The organism is Allobosea sp. GW823-FHT02B03 (assembly GCF_058797755.1).
Genome location: NZ_JBXAJY010000002.1, coordinates 583,769 through 598,832, shown reverse-complemented (window position 1 = coordinate 598,832; position 15,064 = coordinate 583,769). Strand labels below are relative to the sequence as shown.

Annotated in this window: 12 protein-coding genes; 7 read left to right on the top strand and 5 right to left on the bottom strand. The window is 67.0% G+C overall.

Annotated features, from left to right (window positions below; all coding sequences use genetic code 11):
* Positions 1-15 precede the first annotated feature (15 nt).
* The 5 genes from AC1REK_RS07795 to AC1REK_RS07775 all read left to right on the top strand — a co-directional run bounded on the left by AC1REK_RS07795 (position 16) and on the right by AC1REK_RS07775 (position 7,935).
* The gene (locus AC1REK_RS07795) at positions 16-1,443 is read left to right on the top strand and encodes an aminotransferase-like domain-containing protein (protein WP_492268484.1); all 1,428 of its coding nucleotides are present in this window, start codon (positions 16-18) and stop codon (positions 1,441-1,443) included.
* A gap of 248 nt (positions 1,444-1,691) precedes the next feature.
* Positions 1,692-2,705: an ArsR/SmtB family transcription factor gene (locus AC1REK_RS07790; protein ID WP_492268485.1), complete on the top strand. Its 1,014-nt coding sequence runs from the start codon at positions 1,692-1,694 to the stop codon at positions 2,703-2,705.
* Positions 2,705-3,616, top strand: coding sequence for a methylenetetrahydrofolate reductase [NAD(P)H] (metF, locus tag AC1REK_RS07785; protein WP_492268486.1), 912 nt, complete (start codon positions 2,705-2,707; stop codon positions 3,614-3,616). Before AC1REK_RS07790 ends, metF begins: the two co-directional genes overlap by 1 nt.
* A 141-nt stretch (positions 3,617-3,757) precedes the next feature.
* Positions 3,758-7,507 (top strand): methionine synthase, encoded by a 3,750-nt coding sequence (gene metH / locus AC1REK_RS07780; RefSeq protein ID WP_492268487.1) that lies wholly within the window; start codon positions 3,758-3,760, stop codon positions 7,505-7,507.
* Positions 7,508-7,590: 83 nt separating this feature from the next.
* Complete coding sequence (locus AC1REK_RS07775) at positions 7,591-7,935, top strand: endonuclease domain-containing protein (protein WP_492268488.1); 345 nt, start codon at positions 7,591-7,593, stop codon at positions 7,933-7,935.
* A 120-nt stretch (positions 7,936-8,055) separates the two neighbouring features.
* Here AC1REK_RS07775 and AC1REK_RS07770 read toward each other — a convergent pair whose 3' ends face one another.
* A complete protein-coding gene (locus AC1REK_RS07770; protein WP_492268489.1) occupies positions 8,056-8,952 on the bottom strand; it encodes a LysR family transcriptional regulator in 897 nt (298 codons plus the stop codon).
* 117 nt (positions 8,953-9,069) lie between these two features.
* Here AC1REK_RS07770 and AC1REK_RS07765 point away from each other — a divergent pair, with 117 nt between their 5' ends.
* Positions 9,070-10,269, top strand: a complete 1,200-nt coding sequence (locus AC1REK_RS07765; protein WP_492268490.1) for an MFS transporter — start codon at positions 9,070-9,072, stop codon at positions 10,267-10,269.
* A gap of 186 nt (positions 10,270-10,455) precedes the next feature.
* Here the strand turns inward: AC1REK_RS07765 and AC1REK_RS07760 are convergent, their stop codons facing one another.
* Positions 10,456-10,926, bottom strand: coding sequence for a VOC family protein (locus tag AC1REK_RS07760; protein WP_327522043.1), 471 nt, complete (start codon positions 10,924-10,926; stop codon positions 10,456-10,458).
* Between the two features lie 460 nt (positions 10,927-11,386).
* Here AC1REK_RS07760 and AC1REK_RS07755 point away from each other — a divergent pair, with 460 nt between their 5' ends.
* The gene (locus tag AC1REK_RS07755) at positions 11,387-11,953 is read left to right on the top strand and encodes a manganese efflux pump MntP (protein WP_492268491.1); all 567 of its coding nucleotides are present in this window, start codon (positions 11,387-11,389) and stop codon (positions 11,951-11,953) included.
* 54 nt (positions 11,954-12,007) lie between these two features.
* On the opposite strand, the gene AC1REK_RS07750 is transcribed toward AC1REK_RS07755, so the two are convergent.
* The 3 genes from AC1REK_RS07750 to AC1REK_RS07740 all read right to left on the bottom strand — a co-directional run bounded on the left by AC1REK_RS07750 (position 12,008) and on the right by AC1REK_RS07740 (position 15,061).
* Entirely contained in the window at positions 12,008-12,976 is a 969-nt protein-coding gene (locus tag AC1REK_RS07750; protein WP_492268492.1) for a diguanylate cyclase domain-containing protein, read from the bottom strand.
* 109 nt (positions 12,977-13,085) lie between these two features.
* Positions 13,086-14,318, bottom strand: coding sequence for an ABC transporter permease (locus AC1REK_RS07745; protein WP_316017715.1), 1,233 nt, complete (start codon positions 14,316-14,318; stop codon positions 13,086-13,088).
* On the bottom strand, positions 14,315-15,061 hold the full coding sequence (locus AC1REK_RS07740; RefSeq protein WP_492268493.1) for an ABC transporter ATP-binding protein: 747 nt from the start codon (positions 15,059-15,061) through the stop codon (positions 14,315-14,317). The genes AC1REK_RS07745 and AC1REK_RS07740 overlap by 4 nt, the downstream gene beginning before the upstream one ends.
* Positions 15,062-15,064 lie beyond the last annotated feature (3 nt).

The following is a 15,064-nucleotide window of genomic DNA, read 5'->3' as shown; positions in this document are numbered from 1 at the left end:
GGGCAAACTGTCCTGATGCTGGAAGCGGTACAGGTTAAGGAAACAGCCGAGCTGCCGGGCGCCGACGACACGCTCGTCGGGCGCGTCATGGCGACGATCCGGCAGCGCATCGCCGGCCGGACCTTGGCGCCTGGTGCCAAGCTCCCCTCGATCCGCGGGCTCGCCGAAAGCATGGGCGTGTCGAAATCGACGGTGGTGGAAGCCTATGAGCGGCTCGCTGCCGAGGGGGCTATCCAGGCGAGGCGCGGCTCCGGCTTCTATGTCCGGCGCCTCCCGCCGCTGTCGCTTGCCGACGTCGCCCCGAAGCTCGACCGGGCTGTCGATCCGCTCTGGATCTCCCGGCAATCGCTCGATGCGGGCGAGGGGGCTTTGCGGCCGGGTTGTGGCTGGCTGCCGCCCGACTGGATGCCGGAGGCTTCGATCCGCCGAGCGTTGCGCCGGCTCGGCCGCGCCGATGCGGCGACGCTGGCCGAGTATGGCACGCCGCTTGGCCTGCCGGCGCTGCGTCAGCTTCTCGCCAATCGCCTCGCCGAGCGCGGTGTCGAGGCGTCGCCCGACCAGATCGTCCTGGCGGAGTCCGGCACGCAGGCGATCGACCTCGTCTGCCGCTTCCTGCTCGAGCCCGGCGATACCGTGCTGGTCGACGATCCCTGCTACTTCAATTTCCAGGCGCTGCTGCGCGCCCATCGCGCTCGCATCGTCAGCGTGCCCTATACGCCGTCGGGGCCCGATCTCGACCTGTTCGCGCAGGCGCTGACCGAGCACCGGCCGCGGCTCTACATCACCAATTCGGCCCTGCATAATCCGACCGGTGCGACGCTTTCGGCGGCGACCGCGCACCGCCTGCTCAAGCTCGCCGAGCAGGCGGGCCTGACCATCGTCGAGGACGACATCTTCGGCGATCTTGAGCCGGAATCCGCGCCGCGCCTCGCCGGGCTCGACGGGCTGGAGCGGGTGATCCAGATCGGCAGCTTCTCGAAGACGCTGTCGGCTTCGGTGCGCTGCGGCTACATCGCTGCACGGCGCGACTGGATCGAGGGGCTGACCGATCTCAAGGTCGCGCTCTCCTTCGGCGGCGGGCGGCTCGCGGCCGAGCTGGTACTCGACCTCCTCAAGGACGGCAGCTATCGCCGGCATGTCGAGGGGCTGCGCCAGCGGCTCGCCCGCGCCATGGCGGAGACGACCGGCCGACTGGCTGCGCTCGGCATCGAGCCCTGGCTGACGCCGCGCGGCGGCTTGTTCCTCTGGTGCCGGCTGCCGGGCGAGCTCGATGCGGGGGAGATCGCCCGGCAGGCGCTCGCCGAAGGGGTCGTGCTCGCGCCCGGCAACGCCTTCAGCCTGTCGCAGACGGCGCGGCATTTCATGCGCTTCAACGTGGCGCAGGCCGCCGATCCCAGGATTTTCAGCGTGCTGCGCGCGACGATGCGGGCGGGTGTGCGATAGCAATCGAGGGCAGGGCGGTGAAGGCGGGGATCAGGGCCCGCTCTCGCCAACAGAATCGCGGTGGCGCTGCTTTGCCCTGGCAATCAGCGGTGGTCGCTTGCCGTGCCTCTATCCAATCTCCGAGGGGGCGCGCGTTTGTTTGATCCGTCTGTATCGACTGAAATATCGGACACTGCAGGCTTGCATCATTCTCGTCCCTGACATAAAGATATCTTTATATCTTTTACAGATTTTCGAGGTGCTCGCCGGTGACCCGCCGCTTCCACCATTCGCTGCCGACCCTGCTGGCCTCGCTGCGTGCGGCGGGCGAGGAAACGCGCCTGCGGATTCTGGCGCTGCTGGCGGAAGGTGAGCTCTCGGTCTCCGATCTCACCGATATTCTCGGCCAGTCGCAGCCGCGCATTTCGCGGCACCTCAAGCTGATGGCCGAGGCCGGCCTGCTGCGGCGCTCGCGCGAGGGGGCCTTCGCGTTCTTCCGGCTCGACGATGCGACGCCGGGCGGCGCGCTGGCATTGTCGCTCGCCCGCGATCTCGATTCGGCAGATCCGGTTCTCGCCGCCGATCGGGAACGGCTCGCTGCCGTGCGCGCGACCCGTTCCGCTGCGGCCCAATCCTACTTCGCCAATGTCGCGCGCGAATGGGACCAACTGCGTTCGCTGCACGTCTCCGATGCCGCGGTCGAGGCTGCGGTCGAGGCCGCGGTCGGCGAGCAGCCGCTGCAAGCCCTGCTCGATCTCGGCACTGGCACCGGGCGCATGCTGGAGCGGCTGGCGCCAAAGGCGGCGCGTGCGGTCGGCGTCGATGCCAGCCACGCCATGCTGGCGGTGGCGCGGGCCAACCTTGAGAAGGCCGGGCTGTCGCGGGTCGAGCTCCGGCAGGGCGATATCTACGCGCTGCCCTTCGCGCGCGGTTCCTTCGATCTCGTGATCGTGCACCAGGTGCTGCATTTCCTCGACGATCCGGCCCGTGCCTTGCGCGAGGCGGCGGCGCTGCTCGCTCCGGGCGGGCGGCTGATCCTGGTCGACTTCGCGCCGCACGAAATGGAATTCCTGCGCACCGAGCACGCTCATCGCCGGCTCGGCTTCGAGAAGGACGAGATTCTCGGCTGGTTCGCCGAGGCCGGCCTCGAATGCGATCTTGCCGAGGAGATCACGGCCGCCGATGGCGGAAGCGGCCAGCTCGGCGTCATGCTCTGGCGCGGCCGCGACCGGCGCCTCCAGGGCGATTTTCCCCTTCGACAGTTCGATCGTGAGGTTGCGTGATGAACGCTTTCCGCCCCAGCCGGCACGGCTCGCGCCGCCCGCGCGTCTCCTTCGAGTTCTTCCCGCCGAAGAACGAGGAGATGGAGGTCAGCCTCTGGGACAGCGTACGCCGGCTCGAGCCGCTCGGACCTGCCTTCGTCTCGGTGACCTATGGCGCCGGCGGCTCGACCCGCGAGCGCACCCACAACACGGTGAAGCGCATGGTCGACGAGACCAGCCTGAAGCCGGCGGCGCATCTGACCTGCGTCTCCGCCTCGTGTGGCGAGGTCGACGAGGTCATCCGCGCCTATTGGGCGGCCGGCGTGCGCCATATCGTGGCGCTCCGTGGCGATCCGGCCGGCGGGCTCGGCACGGTCTACGAGCCGCATCCGCAGGGCTATCACCAGACCTCGGACCTCGTCGCCGGCATTCGCAAGGTTGGCGATTTCGAGGTCACGGTCTCGGCCTATCCGGAGAAGCATCCCGAGGCGGCCTCGCTCGACGCCGATATCGACGCGCTGAAGAAGAAGGTCGATGCCGGCGCGACCCGGGCGATCAGCCAGTTCTTCTTCGATAACGACGTTTATTTCCGCTATCTCGACAAGGTCCGCGCGCGCGGCATCGAGATCCCGATCCTGCCGGGCATCGTTCCCGTGCAGAACTTCAAGCAGACCGCCGGCTTTGCCCGCAAAACCGGGGCGAGCGTGCCGCAATGGCTGGCCGATCGCTTCGAGGGGCTGGAGGACGATCCAGCGACGCGCCGGCTGGTCGCCGCCGCCGTCTGCGCCGAGCAGGTGCTCGACCTCATCGACCGTGGCGTCTCGGACCTGCATTTCTACACGATGAACAAGGCCGACCTGGTCTATGCGATCTGCCATCTCGTCGGGCTGAAGCCGGAGAAGGCGCAGGCGCAGCAGGTCGCGGCGGAGTGACGTCGTCATTGCGAGCGTAAGCGAAGCAATCCAGGAGCGGCAGAGCTCCATGTTCCCCTGGATTGCTTCGTCGCTACGCTCCTCGCAATGACGGGAAGGGCGCTACCAGCGCCGCAAAGAACCGAGACGAAAGCGTTCCCGATGTCCGACTACAAGCCCACTCCCGCCGACGGCGCCGAGATCGAGCGCGCTCTGCGCCAGGCCGCTTCCGAGCGCATCCTCGTGCTCGACGGCGCGATGGGCACGCAGATCCAGAATCTGAAGCTCTCCGAGGCCGACTTCCGCGGCGAGCGCTTCAAGGGCTGGAACCACGACCTCAAGGGCAATAATGACCTGATCGCGCTGACGCAGGCCGATGCGCTGCGCGACATCCATCTCGCCTATTACCGGGCCGGTGCCGACATCGTCGAGACCAACACCTTCTCCGGCACCTCGATCGCCCAAGCCGATTACGGCATGGAAGCGATCGTCTACGAGCTCAACGTCGAATGCGCCCGCATCGCGCGCGAGGCCGCCGAGATCGCCCGCAAGGAGGACGGTCGCCGCCGCTTCGTCGCCGGCGCGATCGGCCCGACCAACCGCACCCTCTCGATCTCGCCGGACGTCAACAATCCCGGCTTCCGCGCCGTGACCTTCGACCAGGTGCGCGATTCCTACGCCGAGCAGGTGCGCGGCCTGATCGATGGCGGCTCCGAATTGCTGCTGATCGAGACGATCTTCGACACGCTCAACGCCAAGGCGGCGATCGTCGCGATCCAGGAGGTCTTCCGCGAGAAGGGCTCGAAGCTGCCGGTGATGATCTCCGGCACGATCACCGACCTCTCCGGCCGCACGCTCTCGGGCCAGACGGTCGAGGCCTTCTGGAATGCGGTGCGCCATGCCGACCCGCTGACGATCGGCCTCAACTGCGCCCTCGGCGCCCGCGAGATGCGCGCCCATATCAAGGACATGTCGCGCGTCGCCGGCACCCTGGTCTGCGCCTATCCCAATGCCGGCCTGCCCAACGAGTTCGGCCTCTATGACGAGCGGCCGGAAGCGACCGCCAAGATGCTGGCGGAGTTCGCCGATGCCGGCTTCGTCAACATGGTCGGCGGCTGCTGCGGCACGACGCCCGACCATATCCGCGCCATTGCAGAGGCGGTTGCCGGCAAGGCGCCGCGCGCCGTTCCGGAGCCCAAGCCCTATCTCAGGCTCGCCGGTCTCGAGCCGTTCACGCTCGACGAGACCATTCCGTTCGTGAACGTCGGCGAGCGCACCAACGTCACCGGCTCGGCCAAGTTCCGCAAGCTGGTGACGGCCGGCGATTATGCCGCCGCACTCGACGTCGCGCGCGAACAGGTCGCCAATGGCGCGCAGGTCATCGACATCAACATGGACGAGGGCCTGCTCGATTCCGAGAAGGCGATGACCGAGTTCTGCAACCTGATCGCCTCGGAGCCGGACATCTCCCGCGTACCGATCATGGTCGACTCGTCGAAGTTCCATGTGATCGAAGCCGGCCTGAAGACGATCCAGGGAAAGCCGATCGTCAACTCGATCTCGATGAAGGAGGGCGAGGAGGCTTTCCTCGAGCATGCCCGCATCTGCCGGCAATACGGCGCCGCCGTCGTGGTCATGGCCTTCGACGAGACCGGCCAGGCCGACACCTATGAGCGCAAGATCGAGATCTGCACGCGCGCCTACAAGCTCTTGACCGAGGTCGCGGGCTTCCCGCCCGAGGACATCATCTTCGATCCGAACATCTTCGCGGTCGCGACCGGCATCGAGGAGCACGACAACTACGGCAACGACTTCATCAACGCGACCCGCACCATCCGCGAGACGCTGCCGCACGCCCATATCTCGGGCGGTGTCTCGAACCTGTCCTTCTCGTTCCGCGGCAATGAGAAGGTGCGCGAAGCGATGCACTCGGTCTTCCTGTACCATTGCATCAAGGTCGGCATGGACATGGGCATCGTGAATGCCGGCCAGCTCGGCAGCTACGATGACCTCGACCCGGAACTGCGCGAGCTCTGCGAGGACGTTGTCCTCAACCGCCGCAAGGATTCCACCGAGCGGCTGCTCGAAGCGGCGCCGCGCTTCAAGGGCGATGGCTCGGCGGCGGTCTCGGGCAAGGATCTCGCCTGGCGCGAGGCCGATGTGCACAAGCGGCTCGAGCACGCGTTGGTCAACGGCATCACCGAGTTCATCGACCGCGATACCGAAGAGGCGAGGGCGCAGGCCGAAAAGCCGCTGCATGTCATCGAAGGGCCGCTGATGGCCGGCATGAACGTGGTCGGCGACCTGTTCGGCGCCGGCAAGATGTTCCTGCCGCAGGTGGTGAAGTCGGCCCGCGTGATGAAGCAGGCGGTCGCCTATCTCATGCCGTACATGGAAGAGGAGAAGCGCCTCAATGGCGGCGCCGAGCGTTCGGCCGCCGGCAAGGTGCTGATGGCGACGGTGAAGGGCGATGTCCACGACATCGGCAAGAACATCGTCGGCGTCGTGCTCCAGTGCAATAATTACGAGGTGATCGATCTCGGCGTGATGGTGCCGACACAGAAGATCCTCGACACCGCGCGCAAGGAGAAGGTCGACATCATCGGCCTCTCCGGGCTGATCACGCCCTCGCTCGACGAGATGGTCACCGTCGCCTCCGAGATGGAGCGCGAGGGCTTCGACATCCCGCTGCTGATCGGCGGGGCGACGACGAGCCGCGTCCATACGGCGGTGAAGATCCATCCGGCCTACAACCAGGGCCAGGCGGTCTACGTCACCGATGCTTCGCGCGCGGTCGGCGTCGTCTCCAGCCTGCTCTCGCAGGAGCAGAAGGGGCCTTACGTCGAGGGCCTCCAGGCCGAGTACGAGAAGGTCGCCGCCGCCCATCGCCGCTCCGAGGCCGAGAAGCAGCGCCTGCCGCTCACCAAGGCGCGCGCCAACGCCTTCAAGCCGGACTGGGCCGGCTACCAGCCGCCGAAGCCGACCTTCCTCGGCACGCGCGTCTTCCGCAGCTACGACCTCGCTGAGCTTGTACCGCTGATCGACTGGACGCCGTTCTTCCAGACCTGGGAGCTGAAAGGCCGATACCCTGCGATCCTCGAGGACGAGAAGCAGGGCGAGGCGGCGCGCGCGCTCTGGGACGATGCGCAGGCAATGCTGAAGCGCGTCGTCGAGGAGCGCTGGTTCAATCCGAAGGCGGTGATCGGCTTCTGGCCGGCCAACGCCGTCGGCGACGACATCCGTCTCTATACCGGCGAGAGCCGGCAGGAGAAGCTCGCCACCTTCCATGGCCTGCGCCAGCAGCTTTCCAAGCGCGACGGCAAGCCCAACATGTGCATCTCGGACTTCGTCGCGCCGGAGGGCGGTTCGCCCGACTATATCGGCGCCTTCGTCGTGACCTCGGGCGCGGAAGAGGAGCGCATTTCGGAGCGCTTCGCCCGCGACAACGATGATTACCGCTCGATCATGGTCAAGGCGTTGGCCGACCGCATCGCCGAGGCCTTCGCGGAGCGCATGCACCAGCGCGTGCGGACCGAGTTCTGGGCCTATGCGCCGGACGAGAACTATTCGAACGAGGATCTGATCCGCGAGGAATACCAGGGCATCCGCCCGGCGCCGGGCTATCCCGCCCAGCCCGACCATACCGAGAAGGCGACGCTGTTCGAACTCCTCCAGGCCGAGCGCCGGGTCGGCGTCAAGCTGACTGAGAGCTATGCGATGTGGCCGGGCTCTTCGGTTTCCGGACTCTATCTCTCGCATCCGGAGTCGTATTATTTCGGCGTCGCCAAGGTCGAGCGCGACCAGGTCGAGGACTATGCGGCGCGCAAGGGCATGGATATCCGCGAGGTCGAGCGCTGGCTGGCGCCGATCCTGAACTACGAGCCGAGTGCCTATGCGGAGGCGGCCGAGTAGGAGCTAGGTGAGGCGCGGGGAACCCCTCTCCTGTAAGGAGAGGGGCAGGGGTGAGGTGTACGCGCTCTCCGAAGGAAGCTCCGATGGTCGGCGAGCATCAACATTTCGCGCGCAAGCTCCGCCGCCAGGCAACCAAGCCTGAAGACATCCTCTGGGCGCTCCTGCGTGGACGCCGTTTCGGTAGCGTGAAGTTCCGCCGCCAGGTTCCTTTGCTCGATTACACCGTCGACTTCCTCAGTTTCGAGCGCAGGCTCGTCATCGAGCTCGACGGGCGCCAGCATGATGTTCAGCGCGACTACGATATCGCCCGCAGCAACGAGATCGAGCGCCATGGCTTCATGCTCATCCGCTTCCGCAATGAGGACGTGCTGAATGATTTGGATGCCGTCATCGCGCAGATCGGGGCGGAGTGCGCAGCGCTTGGGTGAGGTGTAGATGCCTGCTCGTGGTGCCAGGGCCGACTGCGCAGATGGGTTCACGCCAACGTTTTCATTCCGAACACCTCACCCCTGCCCCTCTCCTTCCAGGAGAGGGGTTCCCGCGCCCCTTCAATCGATCGCAGCTTTCAGGAACTCCTCCGCCGCAAAATCGACGAAGGCCCGCAATTTCGGCGAGGCGTAGCGGCTGGCGGGCCACATCACGCTGAGCTTGGTCTGCGCCTCGACATAGCTTTCGAGAATGCGGACGAGGGAGCCGCGCCGCAGGTGCTCGGCGACGGATAGATCAGGAACGCAGGCGATGCCGAGCCCGCTTTCGGCGAGGCCGATCTGCGCTTCGAGCGCGTTCGTGACAACGCTGGGCTGGATTTCGACCTGCGCGGGCTCACCGCCTCTGGACAAGGGCCATTGGTGGAGCTTGCCGGTGTTGGCGAAGCGGTAGACGAGGCAGGCGTGCCGGGCGAGGTCTTCCGGCGCCTCCGGCGTGCCCATCCTGCGGAAATAGTCCGGCGACCCGACGAGCGCCTGACGGAAATGGCCGAGGGTGCGGGTCATCAGCCGGGAATCGGCGTGCTCGCCGGTGCGGAGCACCACGTCGAAACCCTCGCCGATGACGTCTACAACCCGGTCGGTGGCATCGAGTTCGAGTTCGATCTCGGGGTGGCGCCGTTTGAAGGCCGCGAGCTTGGCCATCGGGATCATGCTCATCGAGGGCAGGCTGACGCGCAGCTTGCCTTGCGGCGTCGCCCGACTGCGCGAGAGTTCGAGCTCTGCGGCCTCGTATTCGCAGAGGATGCGCCGGCAGCGTTCGAGGAACATCGCGCCCTCCGGCGTCAGCGTGACGCTGCGGGTCGAGCGGTGGAACAGCCTTGCGCCGAGCCGCTCCTCCAGGCGCGCCACCGCCTTGCTGACGGCCGAGGCTGAGATGCCGAGCTTGCGGCCGGCCTCGGTGAACCCATCGGCTTCTGCCGCATGCACAAAGGCGAAGAGTGCTCCGAGACTGTCCATGCGGCGGTCACCCAGTCATGACGAGAATGTCCAAAGTGTCGTGAGTTGTGTCCTGTTTTTCGCTCATTGGAAACCAGCTACCTCAAGCGCCGATCCATCTTCGAAGGCGCGATAGCCATGACATCAGCGACAGATACGATATCGACCGGCACGAGCGAGGCGAGGCTGCCCCTGGGGGGCTTGCTGGCGCTCGCCATGGCGGCCTTCATCACGCTCCTCACCGAAATCCTGCCATCGGGGCTGCTCCCGCAAATGGCTGAGAGCCTTGGACAATCCGAGGCGCTGATCGGCCAGCTCCTCACCGCCTATGCGGTCGGCTCGCTCGTCTCCGCCATTCCCCTGACGATCGCCACGCAGAACTGGCGGCGGCGTACACTGCTGCTGATTGCCATCGGCGGCTTTGCCGTCGTCAACACGGTGACGGCGATCTCCGATAGTTACGCAGTCACGCTGGTCGCCCGTTTCGTCGCCGGCATGAGCGCCGGGCTGCTCTGGGCGCTGGCGGCCGGCTATGCCGCGCGCATGGTGCCCGAGCATCTGCAGGGGCGCGCGATCGCGATCGCCATGGTCGGAGCGCCGCTCGCCCTCTCGCTCGGCATTCCGGTGGGCACCTTCCTCGGCACCCTTGTGGGCTGGCGCTGGACCTTCGGCGCGATGAGCGGGCTGACGGTGCTGCTCGTGTTCTGGGTTCTGGCTAGCGTGCCTGATTTTCCCGGCCAGAAGCGGGGACAGGAGTTCGGGCTGAGGACGGTCTTCACGTTGCCGGGCGTACGGCCTGTCCTGTTCGTGGTGTTCGCCTATGTGCTCGCCCACAACACGCTCTACACCTATATCGCGCCCTTTCTGGAGCCGGCCGGCCTCAAGGAACGGACCGATGTCGTGCTGCTGGTCTTCGGCCTCGCCTCGCTGCTCGGCATCTGGATCACGGGAGCCCTGATCGATCGCTGGTTGCGCCAACTGGTTCTGGCGAGCGTCGCGTTGTTCGGCCTTTCCGCATTGGCCCTCGGAATCGCGGGTACCATGCCTGGCGTGATCTATGGCGCGGTCGCCGTCTGGGGACTGGCCTTCGGCGGGGCCGGGACGCTGTTCCAGACCGCTTCCGCCAAGGCGGCGGGCCGCGCGGCCGATGTCGCCCAGTCGATGCTGGTGACGACCTGGAATCTCGCCATCGCCGGCGGCGGCATCCTCGGTGGCCTCTTGCTGAGCGGGTTTGGAGTCACACCGTTCCCGTGGGTGCTGGCCGCGCTTCTGATCGCGACATTCGCGGTCGCATGGGGCGCAAGGAGCCATGGCTTTGGCGCTGCCAAGGTCCGCTAGTTCCGCTGCTGAACAGGCTGTGCCTAGTCGGAGGATACCCCGATGCGGCTCAGCCTGGTTCCTGCTTCGGGTGATGCGGGTGGGCCTCGGCCGAAGCAGGGCTGCACCAGCATGGAAAAGCCCTCCTGCCCGGCGCAGGCCGGTCATCGGGTTTAGTCATAGAACACCGCTGCGTGCGCGAAGGCTTTAACCCTTGGCCGCGGCTTCCAGGCCGGCGATATCGAGCTTGACCATCTTCAGCATCGCCTCGGCGACGCGTTTCGCCTTGGCGCGGTCGGGATCGCGGACCAGCTCGATCAGCCGCTTCGGCACGATCTGCCAGGACAACCCCCAGCGATCCCGAAGCCAGCCGCACTGCTCGATCATGCCGCCCGCGCCGAGCGCGTCCCAGAGACGGTCGATCTCGGCCTGCGTCTCGCATTCGACGACGATCGAGAAGGTGTGGTTGAAGCTGTCGGAGCGTGCCGCCTCGAAGGCCTGGTAGCGCTGGCCGCCAATGGTGAAGGTGGCGATCTTGACGCTCTCGGCCGGCCCGCTGGGCGAGTCCGCCGGCAGGGCGCTGGCCCATTCGCGTGCCGAGTTCGGAATGAGCGAGGTATAGAGGCTGATCGCTGCTTCCATGTCCTTCTCGAACCAGAGATTCTGGGTGACTTTCATCGCCGGCCTCCTTCCTGTGACGTCAGGCCGATACTGGCCCGTCAGTCCAAGGACGGTCGAGAGCGGAAGGTTCCGACAGGACGCAGCCGTTTTTCGAAATGGCCTTGCCGGCGGGCACCCCTCGGTGCCTCGGCGGGATGAAGCGCACAGTTTCGCCACGGCGTGTCGGAGCGCTCGCCGATGGGGCGCCGGCACGCGGCGCTATTGCCGTTACTGCAAATGCGTCTCAATGACAAGATATTGATAACATTAATCAATTGACATTTTTCGGTCTGCTCTTTAGCTCCTGGCGGGACGGGGAGTAGCGGCGCGCAGAGGCGCGCGGTCGCATCAACACGCTCGCGGCGAGGACTGCGTGGTGCGACCAGCCGAGTGAACTCGGCCAAGCGAGACCGTGGCGGTGTGCCTTGCGGACAAGGCCCGAAATCCGTCCGGTCCTTCGTCCGCGCAAGAGAAAGTCATGTCACCCGTTTCCATAGCCGTTCTCGCCGTCGGCATGTCCGTCGACGCCCTGCTCGCTTCCATCGGGCGTGGCGCCGCATCGCGCCGGCCGCGTTTCGCCGAGGCACTCCGCACCGGTGCGATCTTCGGCGTCGTCGAGGCGATCACTCCGCTGATCGGCTGGGCGGCGGGTCTGGCGGCGAGCCAGTACGTGGCGGCCATCGACCACTGGATCGCATTCATCCTGCTCGGCATCGTCGGCGGGCGCATGGTCCTGCATTCGCTGAAGCCTGCCGAGGAACGCTCCGCCTCGGCACAGGACAGCTCGCTCTGGGCGCTGATGGCGACAGCGATCGGCACCAGCATCGACGCCATGGCGGTCGGCGTTTCCCTGGCCTTCCTCGACGTGAACATTCTGGTCGTCGCACTGGCGATCGGCTTTGCGACATTCCTGATGTCGACCGGCGGCATGATGGCCGGCAACCTGATCGGCGCCACATTCGGCCGGTGGGCCGAGCGTGTCGGAGGTATGGCGCTCGTCTGCCTCGGGCTTTCGATCCTGTTCAGCCACCTGATGGAGGGCTGACGCCGTAGCTTCCGGAGGTTCCGGACACCGGGGATCCGTGCCGGGTCCTCGGCCTCAAACCACCCGCAGCACGTCAGCGCTGGCCGCCTGCACCGCTGCCTTCGCATCCCGCACCGGATCGCCGTAGAGGCGCAGGCAGTTCCGGCCCGCCGTCTTGGCGATGTAGAGGGCGGCGTCAGCCTCGGCGAAGCGCCGTTCCGGATCGTGCAGCAGGCCGGGGCGCAGCAAGGTCGCGCCGATCGAGGCGCTGATTTCGATCGTGTTTTTGTGCCAGGTGACCGGGCGCGCCAGCGCCTTCTGTGCCTCTTCAAGGCGGTGGAGCAGATAGGGGCGGCCACCTGCCGAGCAGAGCAGCAGGGCGAACTCGTCGCCGCCGATGCGGGCAACGATCGCGGCATCGCTCAGCGAGGTTTCCAGCCGCATTGCGAGTTGCCGCAGGCATTCGTCGCCGGCGGCATGGCCGAAGCGGTCGTTGATCGGCTTCAGATTGTCGAGATCGACGATGGCGAGGAGGCCGAGCGCGCAGCCGTCGCCGAGACTGCGGCGGAGGTCCGAGAGCTGCATTTCGAAGGCACGGCGGTTGGCGAGGCCGGTCAGCGGATCGCTGTAGGCGAGCCGGCGCAGCCCCTGCCACATGTCCTTCTCGCTAGTGATGTCCTGCTTGGCGCCGTGGATACGGACGGGGCGACCATGCTCGTGCGTGACGGAGGCGGAGAGGCGCATCCAGCGCTCGGCTCCCGCGGCGGAGCGAATCCGGGCATCCATGACGAAGCTCTGGCCGCTGGCGATCAGCCGGCCGCGCAGGCGCTCCATCTCGGCGCGGGACTCGTTGTGATAGAGGTCGACGGTCGAAGGCCGGTGCAGTGTCGAGCCGCGTGGCAGGCCGAACAGGTCGTAGACACCGTCGGTCCAGCAGAGCTGCGTCGTCCTGAGGTCACATTCCCAGGCGCCGAGCCCCGCCAGCAGGGCAGCCTGATCGTAGAGGCGCCTTGCCTCGCCGTCGGAGAGCTGATTGCGGTTCAACGATCGTCTCGCATGCAGTGACGCGGCAGGGCGCTGCTTCTGGGGGCGATGTGCGATGAAGCTAGGCGGAAATGGTTAACGCTTGCCTGACTCGCCCCCCTGGCGTGGACTATTCGCGCCTGAGCGCCTCGATCGGGTCCAGCCGTGCCGCCTGCCGCGCCGGGTAGAAGCCGAAGAAGACGCCGATCAGCCCGGAGACCCCGACCGCGATCAGGATGGTCTCCACCGAGATCACGAAGGGCCAGCCGGCGAAACGGGCGATCGCCGTCGCGGCGCCGACGCCGAGGGCGATGCCGACGGCGCCGCCGATGGTGGCGAGCGTCGTCGCCTCGATCAGGAACTGCGAGAGCACATCGCGCTGGCGGGCGCCGACGGCGAGCCTGAGGCCGATCTCGCGGGTGCGCTCGGTCACCGAGACCAGCATGATGTTCATGATGCCGATGCCGCCGACCAGCAGCGAGACACCGGCGACGGCGGCGAGCAGCCAGGAGAGGGTGCTGGCGGCGGCGGTCGCGGTGTTGGCGATCTCGGTCAGGTTGCGGACGATGAAGTCGTCATCCTGGTCCTCGGTGAGGCGATGGCGCTGGCGCAGCAAGGCGCGGGTCTGCTCGATGCCGGGGTTGATCGCCGGCTCGCTGGCGAACTTGACCATGATGGTCTGCACCGAGCGGTCGCGGGCATAGTTGCGTCCGACGATGCGGCGCCGGCCGGTGTCTAGCGGCACGAAGATGACGTCGTCCTGATCTTGCCCAAGCGCCGACTGACCCTTGGCCGCCATCACTCCGATGACCTTGAAGGGCACGTTGCGGATGCGGAACATCTGGTCGAGCGGATCAGAGTCGCCGAACAGGTTGCGCGCCACGGTCTGGCCGATGATCGCGACGATCTCACCGCGCCGAATCTCCTCAGGCTCGAACAGCCGGCCCTCGGCGAGGCCCCATTCGCGGGCGGTGAAGAAATCGAGATCGGTCGCGGTGATCATCGTCGACCAGTTGGTCCCCGCATAGACCGCCTGGGCACGGGTGGTGATCACCGGGGCGGCCGCGACGACGTCCTCGACCTCGTTGACGACGGCGCGGGCATCCTCGTCGGTCAGGGTCGAGGAGGCGCCGGCACCGAGCCGGACGCCGCCCTGGGTGACGTTGCCGGACTGGATGATGGCGAGATTGGCCCCGAGCGACTTGATCTGACTGTCGACGCGCTCGCGGGCACCCGAGCCGATCGCGACCATGGCGATCACCGCGGCGACGCCGATGATGATGCCGAGCATGGTCAGGGCCGAGCGCAGCGCATTGGCGCCGATGGCGGAGAGGGCGGAGCGAATGGCTTCCAGCAGGCTCATGCGGCGGCCTCCGCAGAGGGAGCGCGGTCGAGTTCCGCCAGTGCGGCGCGGGCATCGGCCGGCTCCTGGCGGGCATCGGCGATGATATGGCCATCGCGGAAGCGCACCACGCGGCGGGCGTGGCGGGCGACCTCGGCGTCGTGCGTGACGAGCACGACGGTGACGCCCTCGCGGTTGAGGTCCTGGAAGAGGGCGAGGATTTCCAGCGCGGTGCGGCTGTCGAGCGCGCCGGTCGGCTCGTCGGCGAGCAGCAGGCGCGGCTGGTTGACGAGGGCGCGGGCGATCGCGACGCGCTGCTGCTGACCACCGGAGAGCTGCATCGGCCGGTGATGGGCGCGTTCGGCGAGGCCGACCCGGCCGAGCGCGGCGAGCGCCCGCTCGCGGCGTGCCTTGCGGTCGACCCCGGCATAGACCATCGGCAGTTCGACATTGGCGCAGGCATCGACGCGCGGCAGCAGGTTGAACTGCTGGAAGACGAAGCCGAGCTTGCGGTTGCGCAGTTCGGCGAGCCCGTCGCCCGAAAGCGTCTCGACTTCGACGCCGTCGAGCCGGTACTGGCCGCCGGTCGGCCGGTCGAGGCAGCCGATCAGGTTCATGAAGGTCGACTTGCCGGAGCCGGAGGGCCCCATCACCGCGACGAGATCGCCGGCCTCGATGTCGAGGTTGACCCGGTCGAGCGCGGTGACGCGGCCGGAATCGAGATCGTAGACCCGGGAGAGCGCGCGTGCCTCGATCAGGGCCATCGC

What these genes read in the sequence shown, in the direction of transcription:
- AC1REK_RS07795 (WP_492268484.1), top strand. Translation starts at nt 16, where the DNA reads ATGCTGGAAGCGGTACAGGTTAAGGAAACAGCCGAGCTGCCGGGCGCC.
- metF (WP_492268486.1), top strand. Translation starts at nt 2,705, where the DNA reads ATGAACGCTTTCCGCCCCAGCCGGCACGGCTCGCGCCGCCCGCGCGTC.
- metH (WP_492268487.1), top strand. Translation starts at nt 3,758, where the DNA reads ATGTCCGACTACAAGCCCACTCCCGCCGACGGCGCCGAGATCGAGCGC.
- AC1REK_RS07775 (WP_492268488.1), top strand. Translation starts at nt 7,591, where the DNA reads ATGGTCGGCGAGCATCAACATTTCGCGCGCAAGCTCCGCCGCCAGGCA.
- AC1REK_RS07770 (WP_492268489.1), bottom strand. Translation starts at nt 8,952, where the DNA reads ATGGACAGTCTCGGAGCACTCTTCGCCTTTGTGCATGCGGCAGAAGCC.
- AC1REK_RS07765 (WP_492268490.1), top strand. Translation starts at nt 9,070, where the DNA reads ATGACATCAGCGACAGATACGATATCGACCGGCACGAGCGAGGCGAGG.
- AC1REK_RS07760 (WP_327522043.1), bottom strand. Translation starts at nt 10,926, where the DNA reads ATGAAAGTCACCCAGAATCTCTGGTTCGAGAAGGACATGGAAGCAGCG.
- AC1REK_RS07755 (WP_492268491.1), top strand. Translation starts at nt 11,387, where the DNA reads ATGTCACCCGTTTCCATAGCCGTTCTCGCCGTCGGCATGTCCGTCGAC.
- AC1REK_RS07745 (WP_316017715.1), bottom strand. Translation starts at nt 14,318, where the DNA reads ATGAGCCTGCTGGAAGCCATTCGCTCCGCCCTCTCCGCCATCGGCGCC.
- AC1REK_RS07740 (WP_492268493.1), bottom strand. Translation starts at nt 15,061, where the DNA reads ATGGCCCTGATCGAGGCACGCGCGCTCTCCCGGGTCTACGATCTCGAT.